Annotated in this window: 23 protein-coding genes; 12 read left to right on the top strand and 11 right to left on the bottom strand. The window is 38.1% G+C overall.

Annotated elements, in window-relative coordinates; genetic code table 11:
• The first annotated feature begins 112 nt into the window (after window positions 1-112).
• The 3 genes from cybC (at window position 113) to F960_RS16135 (ending at window position 2,055) form a co-directional block, all read left to right on the top strand.
• Window positions 113-502: a cytochrome b562 gene (gene cybC, locus F960_RS16145; RefSeq protein WP_004867549.1), complete on the top strand. Its 390-nt coding sequence runs from the start codon at window positions 113-115 to the stop codon at window positions 500-502.
• A 145-nt stretch (window positions 503-647) separates the two neighbouring features.
• Window positions 648-1,499: a methylated-DNA--[protein]-cysteine S-methyltransferase gene (locus F960_RS16140; RefSeq protein WP_004867547.1), complete on the top strand. Its 852-nt coding sequence runs from the start codon at window positions 648-650 to the stop codon at window positions 1,497-1,499.
• Between the two features lie 169 nt (window positions 1,500-1,668).
• Window positions 1,669-2,055 (top strand): cytochrome b562, encoded by a 387-nt coding sequence (locus tag F960_RS16135; protein ID WP_004867544.1) that lies wholly within the window; start codon window positions 1,669-1,671, stop codon window positions 2,053-2,055.
• 66 nt (window positions 2,056-2,121) lie between these two features.
• Here the strand turns inward: F960_RS16135 and secB are convergent, their stop codons facing one another.
• From secB to rsgA, 4 genes are all read right to left on the bottom strand, one after another.
• Window positions 2,122-2,580, bottom strand: a complete 459-nt coding sequence (gene secB / locus F960_RS16130) for a protein-export chaperone SecB (protein WP_004867541.1) — start codon at window positions 2,578-2,580, stop codon at window positions 2,122-2,124.
• A 31-nt stretch (window positions 2,581-2,611) separates the two neighbouring features.
• On the bottom strand, window positions 2,612-2,869 hold the full coding sequence (grxC, locus tag F960_RS16125; protein ID WP_004867539.1) for a glutaredoxin 3: 258 nt from the start codon (window positions 2,867-2,869) through the stop codon (window positions 2,612-2,614).
• Between the two features lie 18 nt (window positions 2,870-2,887).
• Window positions 2,888-3,295 (bottom strand): rhodanese-like domain-containing protein, encoded by a 408-nt coding sequence (locus tag F960_RS16120; RefSeq protein WP_004867538.1) that lies wholly within the window; start codon window positions 3,293-3,295, stop codon window positions 2,888-2,890.
• Between the two features lie 89 nt (window positions 3,296-3,384).
• Window positions 3,385-4,446, bottom strand: a complete 1,062-nt coding sequence (rsgA, locus tag F960_RS16115) for a small ribosomal subunit biogenesis GTPase RsgA (RefSeq protein WP_004867535.1) — start codon at window positions 4,444-4,446, stop codon at window positions 3,385-3,387.
• Window positions 4,447-4,566: 120 nt separating this feature from the next.
• Between rsgA and orn the strand changes: the two genes are divergently transcribed.
• From orn to F960_RS16090, 5 genes are all read left to right on the top strand, one after another.
• The gene (orn, locus tag F960_RS16110; protein ID WP_035373467.1) at window positions 4,567-5,127 is read left to right on the top strand and encodes an oligoribonuclease; all 561 of its coding nucleotides are present in this window, start codon (window positions 4,567-4,569) and stop codon (window positions 5,125-5,127) included.
• A gap of 204 nt (window positions 5,128-5,331) precedes the next feature.
• Window positions 5,332-6,078, top strand: coding sequence for a Bax inhibitor-1/YccA family protein (locus F960_RS16105; protein WP_004867531.1), 747 nt, complete (start codon window positions 5,332-5,334; stop codon window positions 6,076-6,078).
• Window positions 6,079-6,223: 145 nt separating this feature from the next.
• Window positions 6,224-7,024, top strand: coding sequence for an enoyl-ACP reductase FabI (locus tag F960_RS16100; RefSeq protein WP_004867530.1), 801 nt, complete (start codon window positions 6,224-6,226; stop codon window positions 7,022-7,024).
• Between the two features lie 280 nt (window positions 7,025-7,304).
• Window positions 7,305-7,901 (top strand): hypothetical protein, encoded by a 597-nt coding sequence (locus F960_RS16095; RefSeq protein WP_004867527.1) that lies wholly within the window; start codon window positions 7,305-7,307, stop codon window positions 7,899-7,901.
• A 438-nt stretch (window positions 7,902-8,339) separates the two neighbouring features.
• Window positions 8,340-8,576, top strand: a complete 237-nt coding sequence (locus F960_RS16090; RefSeq protein WP_004867524.1) for a hypothetical protein — start codon at window positions 8,340-8,342, stop codon at window positions 8,574-8,576.
• A 307-nt stretch (window positions 8,577-8,883) separates the two neighbouring features.
• On the opposite strand, the gene F960_RS16085 is transcribed toward F960_RS16090, so the two are convergent.
• From F960_RS16085 to F960_RS21615, 7 genes are all read right to left on the bottom strand, one after another.
• The gene (locus F960_RS16085; protein WP_004867522.1) at window positions 8,884-10,299 is read right to left on the bottom strand and encodes an efflux transporter outer membrane subunit; all 1,416 of its coding nucleotides are present in this window, start codon (window positions 10,297-10,299) and stop codon (window positions 8,884-8,886) included.
• A gap of 10 nt (window positions 10,300-10,309) precedes the next feature.
• Window positions 10,310-12,301, bottom strand: a complete 1,992-nt coding sequence (locus tag F960_RS16080) for a MacB family efflux pump subunit (RefSeq protein ID WP_004867520.1) — start codon at window positions 12,299-12,301, stop codon at window positions 10,310-10,312.
• Window positions 12,302-12,303: 2 nt separating this feature from the next.
• Window positions 12,304-13,650: a MacA family efflux pump subunit gene (locus F960_RS16075; RefSeq protein ID WP_004867518.1), complete on the bottom strand. Its 1,347-nt coding sequence runs from the start codon at window positions 13,648-13,650 to the stop codon at window positions 12,304-12,306.
• A 115-nt stretch (window positions 13,651-13,765) separates the two neighbouring features.
• Complete coding sequence (gene holA / locus F960_RS16070) at window positions 13,766-14,755, bottom strand: DNA polymerase III subunit delta (RefSeq protein WP_004867517.1); 990 nt, start codon at window positions 14,753-14,755, stop codon at window positions 13,766-13,768.
• Between the two features lie 32 nt (window positions 14,756-14,787).
• On the bottom strand, window positions 14,788-15,330 hold the full coding sequence (locus F960_RS16065) for an LPS-assembly lipoprotein LptE (protein ID WP_004867515.1): 543 nt from the start codon (window positions 15,328-15,330) through the stop codon (window positions 14,788-14,790).
• A gap of 206 nt (window positions 15,331-15,536) precedes the next feature.
• Complete coding sequence (gene leuS, locus F960_RS16060; protein WP_004867513.1) at window positions 15,537-18,161, bottom strand: leucine--tRNA ligase; 2,625 nt, start codon at window positions 18,159-18,161, stop codon at window positions 15,537-15,539.
• Between the two features lie 156 nt (window positions 18,162-18,317).
• Complete coding sequence (locus F960_RS21615; protein WP_004867512.1) at window positions 18,318-18,731, bottom strand: DUF4124 domain-containing protein; 414 nt, start codon at window positions 18,729-18,731, stop codon at window positions 18,318-18,320.
• Window positions 18,732-19,284: 553 nt separating this feature from the next.
• Here F960_RS21615 and F960_RS16050 point away from each other — a divergent pair.
• The 4 genes from F960_RS16050 (at window position 19,285) to F960_RS16035 (ending at window position 23,657) form a co-directional block, all read left to right on the top strand.
• A complete protein-coding gene (locus F960_RS16050; RefSeq protein WP_020846802.1) occupies window positions 19,285-21,012 on the top strand; it encodes an acetolactate synthase 3 large subunit in 1,728 nt (575 codons plus the stop codon).
• Window positions 21,009-21,500 carry an acetolactate synthase small subunit gene (ilvN, locus tag F960_RS16045; RefSeq protein ID WP_004867506.1) on the top strand — a complete coding sequence of 164 codons (492 nt, stop codon included), beginning with the start codon at window positions 21,009-21,011 and terminating at the stop codon, window positions 21,498-21,500. Before F960_RS16050 ends, ilvN begins: the two co-directional genes overlap by 4 nt.
• Window positions 21,501-21,606: 106 nt before the next feature.
• The gene (gene ilvC, locus F960_RS16040) at window positions 21,607-22,623 is read left to right on the top strand and encodes a ketol-acid reductoisomerase (RefSeq protein ID WP_004867502.1); all 1,017 of its coding nucleotides are present in this window, start codon (window positions 21,607-21,609) and stop codon (window positions 22,621-22,623) included.
• A gap of 467 nt (window positions 22,624-23,090) precedes the next feature.
• A complete protein-coding gene (locus F960_RS16035) occupies window positions 23,091-23,657 on the top strand; it encodes a hypothetical protein (protein WP_004867500.1) in 567 nt (188 codons plus the stop codon).
• Window positions 23,658-23,694: the final 37 nt, after the last annotated feature.

Below are 23,694 nucleotides of genomic sequence, written 5' to 3'. Positions count from 1 at the left end.
CTTTGAAAAAGCAACTCGAGAAGTTGCTTTTTTTTATATTATTCATTTATAAATCCTATCTAGCCAAGCACTTTTTATCGAAAGTGAAACTCGCCAAACAAAGGGAAAATTTATGTTAAAAAGAACATTAGGAGCATGTGCTATTTTTGCTTCGGTTGCACTCAGTTCAGTGACAATGGCAGCCAATCTTGAGCAAAACATGGTGACGATTGCAACCAATTACAAAGCATTTAATGATGCTAAAACAGCTCAAGATGCAAATAAAGCTTTGGATCAAATGCGTGCTGCGAGTTTGGATTCAAAAAAATCAACACCGATGAAATTGATAGGAAAAGCGGATACAAGTCCTGAAGTTAAAGGCTATAAAGCTGGGTTAGACAGTTTGGTTGCACAAATTGATAAAACCAAAGCTTTGGTCAATGCAGGAAAATTAGACCAAGCAAAACTTGAAGGAAAAAAACTACTTGCGATTCGAGATCAAGGTCATAAGCTTTATAAGTAATTGACTCTAATCGTTTGATTATATTAAAACCGCATTGATTGCGGTTTTTTATTTGAAACCTTATAAAAATGAAAACACAAGATTCGGATTTTATCTTGAAGAGCATCTTGTTAAGGTAGAGATATAGCAAGATGAGAATGACGGAATGCAAAAGCATCTACAATATGAGCGTATTGCCCAAGCCATAGAATACATCCAAAATCATTTTAAAGATCAACCAAATTTGGATGAGGTTGCTGCACATATTCATTTGAGTCCGACACATTTTCAAAAACTATTTAGTGAATGGGTTGGTACTAGTCCTAAAAAGTTTTTGCAATACACCAGTTTACAATATGCCAAAAATCTACTTAAACAAAAACATAGCATCCTAGAGACAACACATGCGACAGGACTTTCAAGCTCCAGTCGTTTGCATGAGATGTTTATACAAATAGAAGGTATGACACCCGCTGAGTATAAAAAAGGTGGCGAACATCTAAGAATAAATTATCAATTTGCTCATACATTTTTTGGAGAAATGCTTATCGCATCAACCACGAAAGGCATCTGTTTTATGGCATTTATTGAAAATAGAAAAGATGCTTATGGAACATTGATGGAACGATTTCCAAATGCTGTATTAGTAGAAGAATCAGATGAATTGCAGCGCAATGCTCTAAAAATATTTTCAACAAATCATGATGAATTATCACAGATTAAATTGCATCTTAAGGGTACAGATTTCCAGCTTAAAGTTTGGGAAAGCCTACTGAAAATACCCATGGGACAGTTAGCAACTTATGCTGAAATTGCCCAAGAGATTGGCAAACCTAAAGCTGCGCGTGCAGTAGGGGGTGCGATAGGATCAAACCCTGTAGCATTTTTGATCCCGTGTCATCGTGTGATCCAGTCCTCTGGTATTTTTGGTGAATATCATTGGGGCAAAGCACGCAAAACGGCGATCATTGGATGGGAAGGGGTGCAGTGTTATGAAAATAATGAGCGAGAGGCTTAAAAGTCCTCAGTTTGCTATATATTCTTGAATAAAAAATATAGCCTATAGCCCTAAAAATAAAAAATACTTTATAAAACCGTAGATTTGCATTATATATAGCTCAGGTTGCTGAATAGGCGACCGGTATTAGGACATAGGCAAAAGATTTTAAAAATTGAAAATTAAAACGATGAAAAAAATATTGACTTGTATCGTGCTGTCTTTGAGTCTCAATTTGGGATTTTCAGCACATAGTTTTGCTGGTTTCTATGATATGGAAGATGTTGAGCAGCATTTTAATGAATATAAAAAAGCCAAATCAGCAGATGAGGCTTTGACTGCGTTATTTCATATGAAAAATGCGACAATTGATTGTTGGGTAAATCTTCCACCAAAATTAAATCAACTAAACCAATATGATCCGAAAGTTCTGGCTTATCGTGCAACAATAGACAGGTTATTAGAACAAGTTTATTTAGCAAGACAATTGGTGCTCGATGGTAAGTTTAATGAAGCACAGAAACTTGCCAAAAAAATGGAAGAGATCAAAAAAGAAGGGCACAAGAAGTTTAAATAATTTGATTTATTTTAAAAAAGGCAAAAAAAAGACCGCATCAAGCGGTCTTTCAATAGTAAAGCTAAATTAAGCTTGACCTTCAGCAGCAGCTTCTTGAGCACGTTGCATATTCGCTTCAAACTCAGCATCAAAATTGATTGGAGTAAGAAGTAATTGAGGGAAGCTACCTTTAGTTACAAGGTCATTTACCGCTTCACGCAAGAATGGGAACAAAATGTTCGGGCAATATGCGCCAAGGATATATGGAAGACGCTCTTCTTCGATATTTTCGATCAAGAAAATACCAGCTTGAGTGACGTCAACGATAAAAGCAGTTTCGTCAGCATTTTGTGCTTGAACGACAACTTTTAAAGCCACTTCAAAATGTGTTGCATCAATTTTCTCAGCAGCAGAAGAGAGATTGATATTGAGTTCAGGCGCCCACTCTTTAGTAAAAACGCTAGCCCCAGGTACTTCAAATGAAATATCTTTAGTATAAATACGTTCTAAAGCAAGTTGTGGTTGAACTTGTTGTTCTTCACTCATTTTATTTTCCTTAAATTTCAGGAGGGTTAAATTATGCCAATAAGTCGTCGAGTTTGCCTTCTTTCTCTAATGCATAGAGTTGGTCAAATCCGCCAATAAATTGATCTTTAATGAAAATTTGCGGTACAGTTCGATGATTGGTACGTTGCATAAGTTCAACACGAACTTCAGGTGCTTCTTGAGAAAGATTAACTTCCTTATATGCAACGCCTTTACGTTCAAGTAGTTGTTTTGCACGTACACAATACGGACAGAAAGTGGTTGAATATACAGTTACTTCAGCTGTCATAACTCGAACTCCTAACGCTTATTTGCTTTTAACTAATGGTAAACCTTGAGCTTTCCAATTGCTGATCCCACCATCAAGACGGTAACTATCAGAATGTCCAACTTGTTGTAATGCACTACCTGCGACTTGACCTAAATTACAGATAAATACGATTGGACGTTCAGCAGCTTTTAACTCGTCTTTATGACTTGCAATCTGGCTGTATGGGATATTACGGCTTCCACTGATATGACCTTCGCGGAAATCTTTCGCATCACGTAAATCAATTAACATCGCATTTTTAGCTTTCACTAAAATACCAAGCGATTGTGGAGAAATTTTACGGCCGTTGCGTTGTCCTTCAAAAATGAAAAACAATACAATCAGAACCCCTAAAATACCAAACAAGAAGGGGTGATGCCCCATAAATTCAAACCAACGTTCCACAAGTCACCTAATTACAATCACAATTGCCTCAAGTATAGCGTATATATATGGTGATCAAAATCACTGCTTCAAGGCTAATATTCAAAAAACTAACTTTTTTGTTGCGCCTCAGTAATTTCATCAATCAAGCGCAGATAACTTGTTAAGCGTCTAGCGAGAATTTTATTTTCTTCAACTGCTTGTTTCAAAGCACATTTTTTCTCATGCGTATGTGTGCAATTACGATATTGGCAATGTCCAAGCACATCAGATATTTCAGGAAAACCTGCATCAATTTTTTCTAAATCTAAATGCCAAAGACCAAACTCTCGGATCCCTGGAGAGTCAATGAGCGCACTATTTTCGCCAATTTTAATTAAACGAGTCGAAGTCGTCGTGTGCTGACCCAAGGCTGAGTTTTCAGAAATAATATTGGTTTTTTGCAATGCTTCAGGAACGATACTATTAATTAGTGAGCTTTTGCCTACGCCAGACTGCCCCACAAAAGCGACGGTTTCATTTTCCAGACGTTGTTTAAGCTCAGTTAAATCACCATCAGACTGAGTTAGCATGACTTCATAACCCAAATCTCGATATTCTTGAACGAGTTTCAGTAAATGGTCATCATCGTCTTTGAGCAAATCTGTTTTATTTAAAACCAAAAGTGCTGGAATATCGGCATCATTACAAGCCACCAAATAGCGGTCGATCAATGTTGGTGCAGGTTCAGGCAATACCGCAAAAACAATCACAATCAGACTGACATTTGCTGCAACAGGTTTAACTTTATGATAACGGTCTGGGCGGGTTAACAGGGAAGTTCGAGGATGTATAGCAGTGATAATACCAAGCCCTGTATTGGGATCTGCTTGCCATTTGACTTTATCACCTGTTACCAATAATTCTAAATTGGTACGAGTATGACAACGCCAAACGCTTCCGAGTTCAATCGGCTTCCAAAAAGGTTCAGGTTCACCCGTGGCAACGATCGGTTTTTCAGGGTGAGGATTTGGAATAGTTAGGGCTTGTACTTCGAGCTGTCGTCCATAATGCTGGACAACCAGACCTTCTAAATCATTGGAAGTGTCAAGTTCTTCTTGACGTGATTTATGCTGTTTTTCTATACGTCGCTTTTGTTGATCAGTTAAACGACGTTTACGAATTAAAGCCATTCATATCCTAAAAACCTTAGATTTGGAAGGCAAAAATAGCATGATGGGGCAAGGAATTACAGCAGAGATGCAATAAATTTGCTACTATTAATGTTTTACAGCCTAATAAGATTGCACTATATGAGCAGCACCCCTGACACCCGCTTAATTTGGATTGACCTAGAAATGACAGGTCTTGATACTGATAATGATCAAATTATTGAAGTTGCTACAATTGTGACGGATGACAACCTCAATATTTTAGCGGAAGGTCCAGTATTGGCGGTGCACCAATCAGATGTGATCTTAAATGCCATGGATGAATGGAATACCAAACAACATGGACAATCTGGCTTGATTGAACGCGTTCGTCGTAGCAAATTGACTGCACGTGATGCAGAACAACAAACCCTCGAATTTTTAAAAAAATGGGTTAATCCAAAAGCATCACCAATGTGTGGTAACTCGATTTGCCAAGATCGCCGTTTCTTACATCGTTTAATGCCTGAAATGGAACAATTTTTCCATTATCGTAACCTCGATGTATCCTCTGTTAAAGAGCTTGCAAAACGCTGGCGTCCTGAAATCATGAGCGGATTAAAGAAAAATGCATCGCATTTGGCAATGGATGATATTCGTGATTCGATTGCAGAACTTAAATATTACCGTCAGTATTTCTTTATTATGAATAATGACGAATAGACCACTATTTCGTGTTATCTAAGAGGTCAAATGACCTCTTTTTTAATGTTGATTAATTTGCTATGTTAATACAGAACATTTTTTAAACTGTTTTTGTAGCTTAGCATGACCAATGCTTACAAAATAAAGCAGATTATTCATCAATTTGAAAATGAAACCATTTATTATTTTTCTATAAATTAAGATTATAAAAGAGTGCTATTTATGCAAAGTAATAATCCAATTTTGACTCGGGTTGAAACCTATAGTGATTTTAACCAACCGATGACCGTACAAGGGGCAGTACAAAAATCTGTCATGCTGACGGTCATTTCAGCTGTCGTGGGTATTGCGTTTTTTATTTACTGTGCAATGTCTTTGGCAAGCAATCCTGCTGGTGCTTTATCCTTGGCAAATATTGGTGCTTTGGTTGGCGGTATTGGCGGTTTTGTATTGGCATTAATCGCTACGTTTAAACCGACAATGGCACGTACACTAGCAATTCCTTATGCATTATTTGAAGGTGCATTTTTGGGTGGTGTATCGCTGATTTTCCAATTTAAATATCCTGGCGCACCTGTTCAGGCTTTGATTGCAACTTTTGTCACTTCTTTGGTGATGTTTGGTTTATATCGCGCACGTATCATTCGCGCGACTGAGAAATTTAAATCAGTGGTGATGTCTGCGACCATTGCGATTTGTCTCGTATTTGTGGTGCAGTTAGTCATGCGTTTAGCATTTGGCTCAAGCATTCCATATATCTTTGAGAGTAACTGGCTTGGCATCGGCTTGGCTGTTTTTATCGCTGTAATAGCTTCATTGAACCTGATTTTAGATTTCGATTTAATTGAAAATGCAGCTGCACAAGGTGCTCCAAAATCATTCGAATGGCTATGTAGTATTGCCTTACTCGCGACTTTGGTTTGGATGTATATTTCATTCCTTCGAATTATCGGTTTGGTTCGTAACTAAACTGAATGCTCATCAAAAATCGTCTCTTCTGAGGCGATTTTTTTTTATGAATTTACCAAACAACCAAAAAAAGGCGCATTATGCAATTTCTTAAAGTCTAAAGACTTGGCATTATGCTTTAAAATTATTTTCAGGTGAAAGATTCATGGCACAAGGACTTTTAGCGGGTAAACGCTTTTTAATCGCGGGTATTGCTAGTAAATTGTCGATTGCATTTGGTATTGCACAAGCTTTACATCGCGAAGGGGCTGAACTTGCCTTTACTTATCCAAACGAAAAATTAAAAAAACGTGTTGATGATTTTGCAGAACAATTCGGTTCTAAATTGGTTTTTCCTTGTGATGTTGCAAACGATGCTGATATTGATCAAGCATTTGCTGAACTTGCAAAACATTGGGATGGCTTGGATGGCGTTGTGCATTCTATCGGTTTCGCGCCAGCAAATACTTTAGACGGTGACTTCACAGACGTTACAGATCGTGAAGGCTTTAAAATTGCACATGACATCAGTGCTTATAGTTTTGTTGCGATGGCTCGTGCAGCAAAACCTTTGCTTGTAGCTCGCCAAGGCTGTTTATTGACATTGACTTATCAAGGTTCTGAACGTGTAATGCCAAATTACAACGTGATGGGTATGGCTAAAGCGTCTTTAGAAGCAGGCGTGCGTTATTTGGCATCAAGCCTTGGTGCTGAAGGTATCCGTGTAAATGCGATTTCAGCAGGTCCAATCCGTACTTTGGCTGCTTCTGGGATTAAATCTTTCCGTAAAATGCTTGATGTAAATGAGCAAGTTGCACCTCTTAAACGTAATGTAACGATTGAAGATGTAGGTAATGCAGCATTGTTCCTTTGTTCACCTTGGGCAAATGGGATCACAGGTGAAATCTTATATGTAGATGCAGGTTTCAACACTGTAGGTATGAGTTCTTCATTGATGAATGACTAAGTTTTATTAGGCATTTATATTTTAAAAATCGGCATTTCATATGCCGATTTTTTCTTTATATGAAAATAAATTTATCTATAAAATCAAAATTATAAATGATATTTGCGGCTATTGCGGGCTTTGATATATATCGGCTTGTATATAAAAAAGATTTGAATAGTAAGAGGCGGGATTCTATAAACCACGAAGTTATTTTAACTGCTCTATATTTTTTATAAAATGAGAGGTGTTTGCTTTAGAATATATGAAAGAATAAATTTTTCTATAAAGAGAGAAAGTGATGAAATATTTTAGCATTATTTGCCTATGTGTTTTTGGGGGAAACGTTTGGGCTATGAGTTGTGCAGTGCCACTCAGTGATGGTGTTCTTCATACAGAAGCGATATATCCAAATTCAGTTTTTTGGATATCACCAGTATATGGAGATAATATTCAGGATAAATTTGTAACCTTAAATTCTAAAAATGATAAAGATAATAAAATGCTATTAGAATATCTCAGTGATCAAAAATTAATAAAACTCACTCCAAAAAATAAACTAAAAAATGAAAATTATGAATTAAAATCATCAGTTATCCCAAGTTATGTAGAAGGAGGAACCTATTTGGTTGAAGTAAATACTCCTGTACATATTGAAAAACTAAAGTGGGTTGAAAAACCCCAATTAATTTCAATAAAAAATAATAAGAATTATTCCTTGCTTTATGGGAATACTCAGCAGAGTACAAGTATTTTATTTAATTTAAAAACTAATCTAGATTCAAAGCAATATCTTATTAATGTAAAATCTTATAAAAATCAGAATTCTGAGGATTTTGAATCTTATGTAGCTCGTCCTTTTTCATCTAAAAATGGAGTAGAGAGTTTTGAACTATAGTCTGATTTTAATTCTGGATGTCCTTCTGTACGTAAAACACAAAATTTTAGCTTTCAAGAAGGAAAAACTGTTTATTTGAAGTTTGATCTAATTACATACGATGGAAAGATTATTCCTTGGCAAGGAGATGCAGAAGCTTATAAATTTGATGGTCTAAAAAAATAATTATGACTATTAACTTTTGATTTTAAGGTGAGATTTCATATTTGATAGTTAATGAAATGTAATGTCTATTATATTGGTTTTTTAGTGATGGAGAATTTTTTTTGGGAATGTTAGTAACACAATATCCATTTTCATAAAGTTTGTTTTATTTTCTATAGTCTAATTTTTTGATGCTATAGCTTATAAAGATAAAAGAGTGCAGTATAAAATTGATCCTAAAAATATACTTGTGATACCGTTTAATTTATATAACTTTTAATTTTGAGGTGCAAAATGCTTGATAATATTTATGCTGGGCTTTTTTTATTTTCTGTATTTATGTATTTTGTTACATTAATTCTTTTGCATTTTACATTATATAAATTTTTTTTGAAAAATAAAATGGCAGAAGATTATGGGGATTTTATTTTAAAAAGCCCAGTGCATTATAAGACTGTTTTGAGAGTTTCTTTTAAAAATAAAGGTTTGGATGATTTAAATGGGAAGAGAGTAAGGCAAGTTTTTTTATAGGTTGGTTTTTTTTTAATAATGATTTTTGTATTGATGTTTTTATGGTTTTAGAATTGTATGGGAAATTTTAATAATTAAAGATAAGGCTAAAATTTTGAAAAAATATTAATTTAATATCAAAAAAAATAATAATGAAATTGTTATTAATACTGATCAGCTTAAGAATGGTGTAATTTTTGAATCTGTTTGTGATGTAGCGAGTGGTAAAGGACAATTCAATATATACAGAAAATAGACTAAAAAATGTGATCTAAAGATATCTTAATACTTGCTAGCCAATAGATTTTGGCTAGCAAGACAATAATGATTAATCATTAATAGTTGGCAAATTCTTCACCGGACTTCCACCCAATGCTTGCATCAAGGTTACATAAGCTTTGTATTGATTTTGCTTGGTTTGGATCAAAGTCAAACGAGCATTACGTGTGGTTTCTTGAGCATCCAAGACGTTTTTTAAAGCAACAGCCCCGTTTGTATAGCGGACTTGATTGAGGTGTTCAGTCTTTTCAGCGAGTTCAAGATTACGTTTTTGAAATGCGACTTGCTTATCGAGCTCAGTACGATTAGATAAGGCATTTTCAACATCAGCAAAAGCCTGATAAAGCGTTTGACGATATTGCACAATGGCTTTTTGATAATCTAAGTCACTAATTTTCAGATTTTTTTGCATTTGATTGTATTGTAAAAATGGCAGACTTAGACTTGCACCAAGTGCTAAGGCTGGATTTTTTACAAGTTCAGTCAGTGAAGTGCTACTCGATCCTAAACTACCCGTAAGACTGATCGATGGATAATAACTGGCTTTGGTCGCATCTTTATTTGCCAATGTTTCACGTAAACGCAGTTCAGATGCTTGTAGATCTGGACGACGAGACAAAATATCAGCAGGTAATCCAGCATCTATATTCGGCAATCGAATATCGGGCAAACGTTTTGGTTCTTGGATATTTAATTGTTGAATTGGGATTTGCAATAGCACCGCCAAAGCAGTACGTGCTTCGACACGTTGCTGATCAATTTGACTTAAAGTTGCTTTTTGGCTTTGTACAGATTGTTCAGCTTGAGTGAGATCGAGTCCAGATACAGCCCCAGCTTTATATTGTGTTTTAACCAAATCATACAGCTTTTGTGATGTTGCTAAGCTTTGCGCAGCTGTCGTGTAGCGTTCGTTGAGATAACCCAATTGCCAATACAGCTGTGCAGTCGTTCCAATCAGGCTTTGACCTGTTGCTTGCAAATCTTGTTCAGTTGCCAATGCTTCCCATTTTGCGGCATCTGTTTGGCGAGCCAGTTTACCAAACAGATCAAGTTCATAACTTACACCTGCATCGAGCGAAACACCTTTAGAGGCATCATTGCCTGAACCTAGATTGATGCTATGCCCAGTTGATGCACCAGCACTGACTTGAGGCAATTGTTGATCTCTTGCTAAGCCTGCTTTTAAACGGGCTTGTTGCAAATTGATCCCTGCAACTGATAAATCTGTGTTTTGTGCCAAAACTTGATCAACCAATTGATTCAGTTGTTGATCGCCAAACAGCGTCCACCAACGATCGGCATAGAGATCAGCATGCAGCTGATTTGCTTTTGATTTGTCATAAGCAAAATTTGCTGGCGTAATAACTTTAGGTGATTCATAAGGTGTTTTGACCACTGCCGCACATCCCACCAGAGTGCTACCAAGAAACAGGGCAGTAAATAGCTTTGTAAAATGATTCTGCATAATCTGATCCTTATTCTCGTGAAAGTGCATCGACTGGGTCGAGCTGTGCTGCATTTCGTGCTGGTATAAATCCAAATGCCACTCCGATCAATGTTGAACATACAAATGCGGCAACAATAGACGTTGTCGAATATGCCATTTCAAATGAACCTTTGGCGAAATGGCCAATGAGCTGTCCAATACCGAGTGAGAGTAACACTCCCAAGATACCGCCGAGGATACAGACCAAAATCGCTTCAATCAAAAATTGCTGTAAAATATCACTTTGACGAGCACCAACGGCCATACGCACCCCGATTTCTTGAGTACGTTCAGTCACAGAAACCAACATAATATTCATCACGCCAATCCCGCCCACGATAAGCGAAATCACCGCAATAGCAGAAACCAATAAGGTCATGGTACTGGTGGTTTTTTCGATGGTTTGACGAATACTGTCACTGTTCATCGTAAAAATATCTTGTTGACCATGACGTAAAGTCAATAAGTTCACCACAGCATTTTCAGCAGCACTGGTCGAATATTTATCATTGATACGAACAATAATATTTCGGACATTGGCTTGACCCAGCATACGACTCATAACGGTTGTATAAGGCATATAAACATTCAAAGTATCATCAGAACCCATTGCACTGTTTTGTGGTTCGACGATGCCAATGATTCGAGCAGGAACACTGCCTAAAAGTACAACTTGACCAATTGGATTGGTATCACTAAAAAACTGCTTTTTAGTATTGGTATCAATGACAACATCTTGAGTTCGATCATTGACACTTTGTTGGTCAAATGATTGACCATCTTTAAAAACTAAACCTTTAACATCAAAATAATCGTTGCCGACCCCATTGATGGTGGCACTCGCTTCATTTTGTTGATAGCGAATGGTTTTAGACGTGCTGACCATCGGACTAACGGCAGATACATAGGGCTGAGTTGCCAAAGCATCTGCATCACTCGGAACTAAGGTTTTGAAACTGGCTGTTTTCGAGTTATCACCAAATCCACGCCCCTGAAATACTGTAATGGTATTGGTACCTAAACTACTAATATTTTTTAAGATCTGTTGCGATGAGCCATTCCCTAGCGCTACGACTGTAACGACGGAAGCAATACCAATGATAATCCCAAGCATAGTCAAGAATGTTCGCATACGATGCGCATTCATTGATAACAATGCCATTCGGAATGCTTCATTTAAGCGGTCCAGAGTTGATCGCCATCTGGAAATAGACTTGGTTTTTTCTTGTTTGGTGCTAATCGCAGGAGCTGCATCAGGATCAGGTTGTGATGTAACCAATTCAGCTTGAACGTTTGGCTTGTCACTAATGATCGAGCCATCACTGATTTCGATGATACGTGTTGCATTTTTTGCAACATTCATATCATGTGTCACCAAGATAATGGTATGTCCTGCGGTATTGAGTTCACGTAAAATACGCATCACTTCAACACCGCTATTTTTGTCGAGTGCACCTGTTGGCTCATCGGCTAAAATAACGTCACCACCATTCATCAAAGCACGTGCGATCGAAACACGTTGTTGTTGACCACCTGATAATTGGCTTGGTCTGTTTTGGGTTTTAGAACCCAAGCCAAGTTCGGTCAACAGTGCAGTCGCACGTTGTTTACGTTCTGCAGGTGCAACACCTGCATAAACTGCTGGAACTTCGACATTACCATCGGCAGTCAAATCGCCAAGCAAATGATAACGTTGGAAAATAAAACCAAAGTATTCCCGGCGTAATTTGGCGAGATCATCGGGTTCCAATTCACCTGTTTCTTGACCATTGACTTTATAGCTACCACTGGTTGGTTTATCGAGACAGCCTAAGATATTCATTAGGGTCGATTTACCAGAACCAGATTGACCTACGATGGCAACCAATTCACCTTCGTAGATGGTCAAATCAATGTTTTTTAAAATTTGGACAGTGCTATCACCAGCAGGGAACTCTCGAACCAGATTGCTGACTTCTAGCATTGCTTGCTGAGTCGTCATGCTTACATTCCCATTGGTGGACCATTACGGCGTTTATTACCACTATTTGCAGTTGCAGCAGATGTGTCTGAACTATCGGCAATCACCACTTGATCACCTTGTTTTAAGCCAGCTAACACTTGCGCATTTACACGGTTATTGATGCCAATCAAAATTTGTTTAGGGGCTGCTGAACCATCTGCTTGTAAAACACGAACCACACCTAAACTCGCTTTACCTTGCTCAATAAGTTGTTTTTGTTCAGCACTTAGATTTAAGCGTTCTAAACGAGGTGCATTGGTTTTTTCTGAGCTTCTTGGTGTAGATGCTGCTTGGTTTGCATTCGAAGTGTTAGATTTATTTCTTGCATTGGCAGGACGAGTTGAAATAGCCGAAGATGGAACAAGTAAAGCATTTTCAGCAGAATTAAGCACGATATAGACTTGAGCCGTCATATCGATACGCAATTTACCGTCAGTATTTGGTACATCGAATAAGGCATTATAATAAATCGCTGTTGAAGAGCTGCTACTAGAAGAGTTTGATGATGTACTTGATTCTGATGAAATTGAATCTGGAGCAGGCTCAATTTGACGTAAAGTCGCATAACGTTTTGATTCATCACCTAAAGTTGTGAAATAAACTTTTTGTCCTTTCTCAACTTTCATAATATCTGCTTCACTGACCTGTGCTTTGATCGTCATATTTTGCAATTTTGCAATTTTAACAATCGTTGGCGCACTTTGGTTGGCGTTTACAGTTTGACCTTCTTCAGTCACGATTGCCACAATCGTACCATCGGTTGGTGCAACGATTTTGGTATAGCCGATATTGGTTTGAGCTGTCGATTTAGTGACTTTTGCAGACTCAATTTGCGCTTCAATCGCTTTAATTTGTGCTTGAGCTGTCTTGTAGTTTGCTTCAGCTGCATCTAAATCTGCTTTAGATGCGGCATCTTGTGCATACATACTTTTTTGGCGTTGATAATTTAATGATGTTTCATTTAAATTTGCCAATTGTTGTAAGCGCTGCGCTTCCAGATTTTTGATATTGGCTTCGGCAGTTTTTAAACTATTTTCTTGTGTAATCGAATCAATTTGTGCAATTAGCTGACCTTGTTTAACTTCATCACCCAGCTGAACATACATTTTTTTAACCTGACCAGATACCTGAGCACCGACACTCACCAATTTGGTTGCATCGAGTGTCCCTGTTGCCAATACGGTATTTTCTAAATCACCTCGTGTAACTTCAGAGGTAATATATTGCGGTTGATCCTTTTTAGGTTTTAAAAACAGCCAACTGAGGGCTGCAATAATCGCGATACAAATAACGATGATGATCGCTTTGGCAGGTTTTATTTTTGGCATAATCGTCTTTCGTTCAAGCAGATGATGAATAATAGGCAAAGTATAAAATTGAAATAAGGATAGAGTGTGAACTAAATGAGAATTATTCTATATATTCACTTTATACAATGATAATTTAACTTAAGAATAATGTTTTTCCGCAGAGTTCTGCAATGGCTTGCTGTATTAGATGATTTGGATTTTCATTGCTCATGCCTTTGATTGAGGCATCAATTCTTAAAAGTAGAGCAGGCCATGATAAAAATTGTTGTGGGTTTAGTCGTCGCAGTGCTTGTTGATAGCTCGACACTTTGTTTTTCCAAATACCAATTTGTAATGCATTTTGTGGTTGCTCAAAAAGCTGCATTAACAAACGCATTTCTTTACTGATTGTCCATAAAATCAGGCTAGAAGGCTCACCAGACTCGATCAGATATTGAAAAATTTTAATCGACTGCGATAAATTGCCCTGAATCAAACTATCACTGAGATCAAAAGTGCTATAGCGTGATTGGTCTTGAAGGCACGCCTTTAATTGTTCTATGCCGATGCTACTTAAGTCTGGAAAGGTATCGGCAACACGCATCAAACTATTTTTGGCTGCCAACATATTGTGTTCATGGTGTTGTTCAAGCCATGTCCATGCGTCTTGTTGTAATTGCACACCAATTTTTTCAGCTTCAAGACTTAAAATCCGTTGTCGATCTTGTGGATAATGAGCCGTTAGCGGTACAACCACGCCATTGGCTTCAACCGTTTGAAAGAAACTGGATTTTAAACTGCTTGAATCTTGCTTTGGCATAATCACCAAAAGCAAGTTGTGTTCATTGTGCTGAATATATTGTTTGAGTTGTTTGAGCGCATTGGCATCAGGTTTGATATTGCCATGAACTTCGATGGCTAAATGCTCTGAAAATAGCGATAAACTATTTAAGGCATTGAAAACATTTTTCCATTCACCGACATTGTTTAAATCATAACGTTGTCTTTCAATTGAATGGTTTTGCCAGCTTTTTCGAAAGGCATCCAACAAATTCTGCTCAAGCAAAGGCTCTTGACCATGCATAATCCATGCGCCACGAGCTTCATCGACACGTTTAATTGCTTGTAAATAATCGAGTTTCATTTGAGCAGTATGACTAACCTAAATTTAAAAAACTATCGAGTTTGTGGCGTAACTGGAACAGTAGCGTTAATTTTCGCTTTAGGTAAACGGTTTGCTGAAATCTGACGAGTAATCTGTTGAGCGATATCGTCAATCAAAATTTGTTGTAAATAAGCATTTTGCTGATCGTCTGTGTTGACTGTTGCTACGTCATATTGATAACTACGAGAAGCGGTCAAAGTACGTGGTTCAGTCACAGGATTGCCTTGCTGATCTTCAATTTGGAAAGTCACAGTCAAACGAAGCAATGTTTCAACCAACTGACCATTTAATTCGTGACGAATCGGTTGATAGTTGAGAACACGCAGTACATAAGCGTCAGGATTGTGGCTGAGTTGCACACCAGCAGCAGTCAAATAAACACTGAGTTTGGTTTCTAGATCTTCAGCATTGCGTGGCAATTGCAAATTTAATTTTGTATAAATCAGAGGGGTCGCCGTCGGATTTGTTCCTTTAAGATGGAAACCACAACCGACTAAACCTGCGCTTAAACCTAAAGTTAAAATAACCGCAGCCACACGTTGGACTAAGTGCATGTTTATTCCTCTTGGATATTTACTCGAAACGATCAGTAAATTGAATAATTTTTAATGTTGCCATTTTAAAGATAAAGCGCGTTGCTGACAACGCGCTTTGTAGGCTTTTAGTTCCCACTCTTGGATAAGCGGGGCGAGGGAGAGGTTCTTTGATAAAAGATTCCTCATCCCAACCTTCTACATAAAAAGAAGTAACGCTGTGGTTTTTAAACCACCAAGTTAACTAATTTGTTTGGTACCACGATTTCTTTCTTGGTCGGACCTGTCAAGAACTGTTGAACTTCTGGCAAAGCTTTCGCTTGTGCAAGTAACTGATCTTTAGCGATATCGACTGCAACTTCTAATTTACCACGAAGTTTACCATTCACCTGTACCACGATTGTTTGAGTGTTACGTGTCAATGCAGATTCGTCAACTTCAGGGAATAGAACTTGCGTTAAATCTTGACCAAACTCAGCCAATAAAGTTTGGCTTACGTGTGGTGCAAATGGAGCAAGTAAAGTCAATAAAGTCACAATCGCTTCACGTTCTACAGCAGCGTCATTGTCAGATTTTGCTTCAAACTTAGATGTTGCATTGAGCAATTCCATCAATGCTGCAATTGCAGTATTGAATGCATGACGACGTTCAATGTCATCACCCACTTTTTGAATGGTTTCATGTGTTTTACGACGTAAATCTTGCGCTTCTTTTGAAAGCGAAGCTTTGTCGATTTGTGCAGTTTGATTGCCTTTTTCAAGGTATGCAAAAGCCAAACGCCAAACACGTTTCAAGAAACGGTTAGAGCCCTCAACACCTGCATCAGACCATTCTAAAGATTGATCTGGTGGAGCAGCAAACATCATAAAGACACGTGCAGTATCTGCGCCGTATTGATCAATAATCGCTTGAGGATCGATACCGTTGTTTTTCGATTTCGACATTTTCTCTTGACCACCGATCACGACTTCTTGACCATCGCCTTGGTATTTCGCTGAAATGATGCGACCTTTTTCATCACGTTCAAGGTCAATATCAGCAGGGTTAAACCAAGTTTTTTTGCCAGATGTTTCTTCACGGTAGAAAGTATCAGCTAAAACCATACCTTGAGTAAGGAGGTTGCTAAATGGTTCATTGCCTTGAACAACACCTTCATCACGCATCAATTTGTGGAAGAAACGTGCATAAAGTAAATGCAAGATTGCGTGTTCTACACCACCGATATATTGGTCAACTGGAAGCCAGTTTTGAGCAGCTTCTGGACGTACCATACCGCCAGTAAAATCAGGTGATGCATAACGTGCGTAATACCAAGAAGACTCTACAAAAGTGTCTAAAGTATCGGTTTCACGACGTGCTTCGCCACCACAGCATGGGCAAGTGGTTTGATAAAATTCAGGCATTTTATTTAAAGGATTGCCTGAGCCATCTGGCACAACATCAGTTGGTAAAATCACTGGAAGTTGATCTTCTGGAACTGGAACTTGTCCACATTTTTCACAGTTGATCATCGGAATTGGACAACCCCAGTAACGTTGACGAGAAACACCCCAGTCACGTAAACGGAATTGAACTTTACTATTTGCTAAAGATTGAGGTTCAAGTTTAGCCAAGAATGCATCATAGGCACCTTGTAAATCTAAGCCATCAAACTCTGCTGAGTTAACCAATTTACCCGCTTTAGAACCGTACCATTCTTGCCATTGGCTCGCATCATAATCTGCATCGTCAGCACCCTTGGCATCAATCACTTGTTTGATTGGCAAATGGTATTTGTTGGCAAATTCGAAATCACGTTCATCATGTGCAGGAACCGCCATAACTGCGCCTGAACCGTATGACATCAAGACGTAGTTTGCAATCCAAACTGGAACTTCTTGACCCGTTACAGGATGCTTAACAGAAAGACCTGTTGCCATGCCTTTTTTCTCGGCAGTCGCAAGATCAGCTTCTGCCACAGAACCCATGCGGCATTCTTCGATAAATGCTTTAAGTTCAGGATTGGTTTCAGCAGCCTTAAGCGCCATAGGATGTTCTGCTGCAACAGCAACATAAGTCACACCCATCAAAGTATCGGCACGTGTTGTAAATACAGTTAAACCATCTGCATATACTTCAGGATTTGCAGAAGGGAAAGTGATTTCCATCCCTTGAGAACGACCAATCCAGTTACGTTGCATGGTCAAGACTTGTTGTGGCCAACCGTCTTTTAAGGTATCAAGATCATCCAATAACTCTTGCGCATAATCAGTGATGCGGAAGTAGTACATTGGAATATCACGTTTTTCAACCAATGCACCTGAACGCCAACCACGACCATTTTCAACTTGTTCATTGGCAAGTACTGTTTGGTCAACTGGATCCCAGTTCACAGTAGAAAGCTTGCGATAGATCAGACCTTTTTTATACAGCTGTACGAATAACCATTGTTCCCAGTGATAATACTCAGGTGTGCAAGTCGCAAGTTCGCGATCCCAATCGACAGAAAGACCTAATTTTTTCAATTGGTCACGCATATAAGCGATATTTTCAAATGTCCATTTTGCAGGAGCGACTTTATGCGCAATCGCTGCATTTTCAGCAGGAAGACCGAACGCATCCCAACCCATTGGTTGCAACACTGATTCACCTTTTAGACGGTAAAAACGGCTGATTACATCACCAATGGTGTAGTTACGCACATGACCCATATGCAGTTTGCCGCTTGGGTAAGGGAACATCGATAGGATATAACGATGCTTACCTTCAACTGTGTCGGCAACTTTAAAAGATTTGCGATCATCCCAGTCTTTTTGGACTGTCGGCTCAATCGCACTTGCTTGATATTCTGGGTCAATGTGAGGAGTAGTCATAAACTTTAGGTATATAAGAACAATGGTTAAAAAATTAGCCCTACAGCATAGCGCAAAATACACCTAAAAGTGAATTTTGCGACGAGCTTATTTATCAAAAAAATGTAGAAAGATAAAAAATGCGAAATTATCTGGATATTTTCGTCATTTGTTGGATCAATTCATGACAGGTGAAACAGATGTATGGGGGAATGTTTTTGAGCTTGGAGCGGGGGCTGTATTCGGTAATGTTGTGGCAGGTGCAAGTGCAGGTTCAGGCATTTGATGAGTTGCAGGATTATTTTGTGATGTTTCAGGTGCAATTGCGCCATCGGGATGATTGAAGGTTTGATTATTTGTAGGGACAGGACTTTGTGAAGGTGCATTGGTTGGTGTTTTCCAGCCATAGGTTTCCACGACCGTTTTATGACGAATATTTTTAGGTGGTGGGGTGCGGGTATAATGTGTAGAGCCGTTGGCATCGACCCACTTATAAAAATCCTCTGCAAAACTTGAAGTTGAACAAAATATGAAATAGATCACAAAAAATATTGATAATGAATATTTAGCAGAAAAATGGTTTTGCAGCATTACACACCCCAAAAAACAAAAAAAAATTTAAAAAATAGAAACAAAATTGAAAAAAATCGTCGTCGTACAGCAAAAATATTGAATGATTTTATTTTAACCAAATTTGCAGGCGAGGAAAGGATTTCTTACTGAAATTTATTTATTTATAAGTCATTGAAATATTTTTTATAAATGCATTAAAAAAAAGGAATGGTTTAAAAAAACATCGTTTGTTAAATAATCAATAAAAAGCGTGTACTAATGCTTGACAATAGTGCTTTTTACTACAAAAATGCATGTTTTAGTTTTGTTGTTTTTATTCGATCACCCTTCGAATAAATAGCGATGCGAGCAGTACCATTTTCTCTAAGCCGAGAAAATGCCCCTTACTAAAGTATGTTTATCCCAACATACTTTCGTTGTTAATGTAGCTTAAACAGCTATGTAATCAAAAAATTAATTATTGCTGCAAAACTACTGAGCATGTGTGCTATAACAGAGCACGCAATCAATGAATGAATGCACGCATTATGTCTCCCATAATGTCGTGGAATATAAAGATAGGGTGAATACGTTGGAACTTTTATCTGGTGGTGAAATGCTTGTTCGCGCATTGGCGGACGAAGGCGTTGAACATGTTTTTGGATATCCAGGCGGCGCAGTACTCCATATTTACGATGCGCTATTTAAACAAGATAAAATTAATCATTATCTAGTGCGTCACGAGCAAGCTGCTGGTCATATGGCTGATGCCTATTCTCGCGTCACTGGTAAAACAGGCGTCGTGCTAGTCACTTCAGGTCCTGGTGCAACCAATACAGTTACTCCGATTGCAACTGCATATATGGACTCAATCCCAATGGTGATTTTGTCTGGTCAGGTTGCTTCGCATCTGATTGGTGAAGATGCATTCCAAGAAACAGATATGGTCGGTGTTTCACGTCCAATCGTAAAACACAGCTTCCAAATTCGTCACGCAAGCGAAATTCCTGCCGTGATTAAAAAGGCATTTTATATCGCTTCTAGTGGTCGTCCTGGTCCAGTTGTTGTTGATATTCCAAAAGATGCAACCAATCCAGCAGAGAAATTTGCTTACGAATACCCAGAAAAAGTGAAGATGCGTTCTTACCAACCACCTCATCGTGGGCATTCTGGTCAGATTCGTAAAGCGATCGAAGAACTTGTAAATGCAAAACGTCCGATTATTTATACGGGTGGCGGTGTTGTACAAGGCAATGCTTCAGAATTATTAACTGAAATTGCACATCTTTTAAATTATCCAGTAACCAATACATTGATGGGCTTGGGCGGTTTCCCAGGTAATGACCCTCAATTTATCGGTATGTTGGGTATGCATGGTACATATGAAGCCAATATGACGATGCATAATGCGGATGTGATTTTAGCAATTGGCGCACGTTTCGATGACCGTGTAACCAACAATCCTGCAAAATTCTGTCCAAATGCAAAAGTGATTCATATTGATGTCGATCCAGCAACGATTTCAAAAACCATCATGGCGCACATTCCAATCGTAGGTGCGGTTGAACCTGTTCTTCAAGAAATGTTGGTTCAATTGAAACAAATGAATGTTTCAAAACCAAACCCAGAAGCGTTGGATGCTTGGTGGTCACAAATCAATGAATGGCGCAAAGTCCATGGTTTGAAATATGAAGCAGGTCAAAATGGTGTAATGAAGCCACAACAAGTTGTTGAAGCTTTAGATAAAATTACCAATAGCCAAGCGATCATCACTTCGGATGTGGGTCAGCACCAAATGTTTGGCGCGCTTTATTATAAATATACGCGTCCTCGTCAATGGATCAACTCTGGTGGTCTAGGTACGATGGGTGTGGGCTTGCCTTATGCAATGGCTGCGAAGCTTGCATTCCCAGATCAGCAAGTGGTTTGTATTACAGGTGAAGCATCGATTCAGATGTGTATCCAAGAGCTTTCTACATGTAAGCAATATGGCTTAAATGTAAAAATTCTATGCTTAAACAACCGTGCTTTGGGTATGGTAAAACAATGGCAAGATATGAACTATGAAGGTCGTCATTCTAGTTCTTATGTAGAGTCATTACCGGATTTTGCAAAATTGATGGAAGCTTATGGTCACGTAGGTATCCAGATTGATCATGCTGATGAGCTTGAGTCTAAGCTTGCTGAAGCTATGGCAATCAACGATAAATGTGTATTTATCAACGTCATGGTTGATCGTACAGAACATGTATATCCAATGTTGATTGCAGGTCAATCTATGCAGGATATGTGGTTAAGCAAAGGGGAGCGTACTTCATGAGACACATTATTTCTGTACTCGTTGAAAACGAAGCAGGTGCGCTTTCTCGTTTAGTCGGGTTGTTTTCACAACGTGGTTATAACATTGAAACCTTAAACGTTGCACCGACTGAAGATCCTACGCTTTCGCGTCTGACTTTGACGACATATGGTAATGAACACAAGATTGAACAAATTACCAAGCAACTCAATAAACTTGTTGAAGTTGTAAAGGTTGTAGATTTATCTGAAGGCGCACATATTGAGCGTGAATTGATGTTAATCAAGGTGAAAGCATTGGGTTCTGCTCGTGCTGAAATCAAACGCACATCAGATATATTCCGTGCTCAAATTGTTGATGTAACGCCAACAACGTATACAATTCAAATTGCAGGGACAACAGAGAAAATAGATGGTTTTATTGACGCTCTGGCTGAAAACACCATTCTAGAGGTCGTTCGTTCTGGCGTATCTGGTATCGCCCGTGGCGAAAAAGTTTTAACCATTTAATTTTCATACCTTTCATACCTCTACTTTGATAGAGGGGAATGGCTAAAATTTACAGAAAAACATTTTAGTCATTCCGAAAGAAAAAAGCATTTTAGCGGAGACAACAATGCAAATTTTTTACGATAAAGATTGTGACTTATCTATCATCCAAGGCAAAAAAGTAGCAATCATTGGTTACGGTTCACAAGGTCATGCACATGCATTAAACCTTAAAGATTCTGGCGTAGACGTAACAGTTGGTTTACGTGCTAGCTCAGCATCTTGGAAAAAAGCAGAAAATTCTGGCCTTAAAGTGGCTGAAGTTCCTGCTGCTGTAGCTCAAGCTGACTTGGTTATGATTTTGACTCCAGATGAATTCCAAGCACAACTTTACCGTGACGTGATTGAGCCAAACATCAAAGAAGGTGCAACACTTGCATTTGCTCATGGTTTTTCAATCCTTTATAACCAAGTTGTTCCACGTAAAGATTTAGACGTAATTATGGTTGCGCCTAAAGCTCCTGGTCATACAGTTCGTTCAGAATACCAACGTGGTTCAGGTGTTCCTGATCTTATCGCTGTACATCAAGATGCTTCTGGTAATGCACGTAACGTAGCACTTTCTTACGCTTCTGGCGTAGGTGGTGGTCGTACAGGTATCATCGAAACTTCATTCCGTGAAGAAACTGAAACTGACTTATTCGGTGAGCAAGCAGTTCTTTGTGGTGGTGCTGTTGAATTGGTTAAAATGGGCTTCGAAACTCTTGTTGAAGCTGGTTATGCTCCAGAAATGGCTTACTTCGAATGCTTACACGAACTTAAATTGATCGTTGATTTGATGTTTGAAGGCGGTATCGCGGACATGAACTATTCAGTATCTAACAATGCTGAATATGGCGAATACGTAACTGGCGTTGAAGTAATCAACGAACAATCACGTGAAGCTATGCGTAATGCACTTAAACGTATCCAATCTGGTGAATATGCAAAAATGTTCATCCAAGAAGGTGCGCTTAACTACCCATCTATGACTGCTCGTCGCCGTCAAAACGCTGCTCACGGTATCGAAGTAACAGGTGAAAAACTTCGTGCGATGATGCCTTGGATCCAAGCGAACAAAATCGTTGATAAAACTAAAAACTAATTTTTAGTTTTTGAAAAAGAAAACCCGCATTTTGCGGGTTTTCTTTTTTGTGTCGGAGTTGACATAATTAATATATTTTTATACTAAAAAATAAGATTAAATTTTTCAAACAGTTAATCTTGAATAAAGTAAGTGTAATGAAATGTAAAAGTTGTTGATCTCAAAAAACCGTGAAAAATAATAAATTATTGAAACATATAATAAAAAATTTAGAAGTAAAATTCACAAGAATTGGTGATTGACAAAAATATCATTAATAAAAAAAATTAATAAATACTATTAAAACATATAATTAATTCGGTGTGTAAGTTTAAAAGAAACATTATGTGAAAAGTCAGTCGATCAAAAAACACTCATATCGTTGATATAATTAATTCGTGGCTAAAATTAATTCAAATTTAATCTTTGAGTTATATGGGGAAAATGTCACGTAAATAATCATGATGAACATAAAAAAGGGGATTCTTATGTCTAAATTTATCAAAACTGCGCTTTCTATATTGATTTTAGGAACAAGTTCAACAGCGGTTTTTGCAGAAGATTTATCTGCTGCAAAACCAGGTGGAAGCAATAACCAGGGGGGTGCCCATCAGGGGGGAGGAACACAAACAGGGGGATCTAATTGTGGTTCTGGGCGTGGTACAGAAACATGTAGCGGTCAGATTCCAATTTATGTGACTGTGCCAACATTATGTGAATTGCAGGTCGAAACAGATGACATCACTTTTGCTGATGGCGGAACAGGTACAGGCACTTTCAATGTTAAATCGAATGCCCAGTATAAAATGAAACTGACGACTGATAATAATAGTAATGCACGATATTCAGAAAATGGGACTATTTTTAGTATTCCACTCAATATTACAACAACAGGTAATGGTGGCGTGAATTATGATTTAAATCAGGAATATCAAAATATTCCTAGATCCTTTACCGGTTCTCAATATACGGTTTCTGTCACTAATACTGCTGTTGGTATTTCTAAACCGGCTGGAACATATAAAGAAAATTATAATATTGCAGTTTATTTCTAGAGTATCACTAAGTGGGATAGTTTTTAAAAACTATCCC

The organism is Acinetobacter gerneri DSM 14967 = CIP 107464 = MTCC 9824 (genome assembly GCF_000368565.1).
In the GTDB taxonomy this organism is placed as follows: Bacteria; Pseudomonadota; Gammaproteobacteria; order Pseudomonadales; family Moraxellaceae; genus Acinetobacter; species Acinetobacter gerneri.
This window is presented reverse-complemented; position numbering and strand designations above follow the sequence as displayed.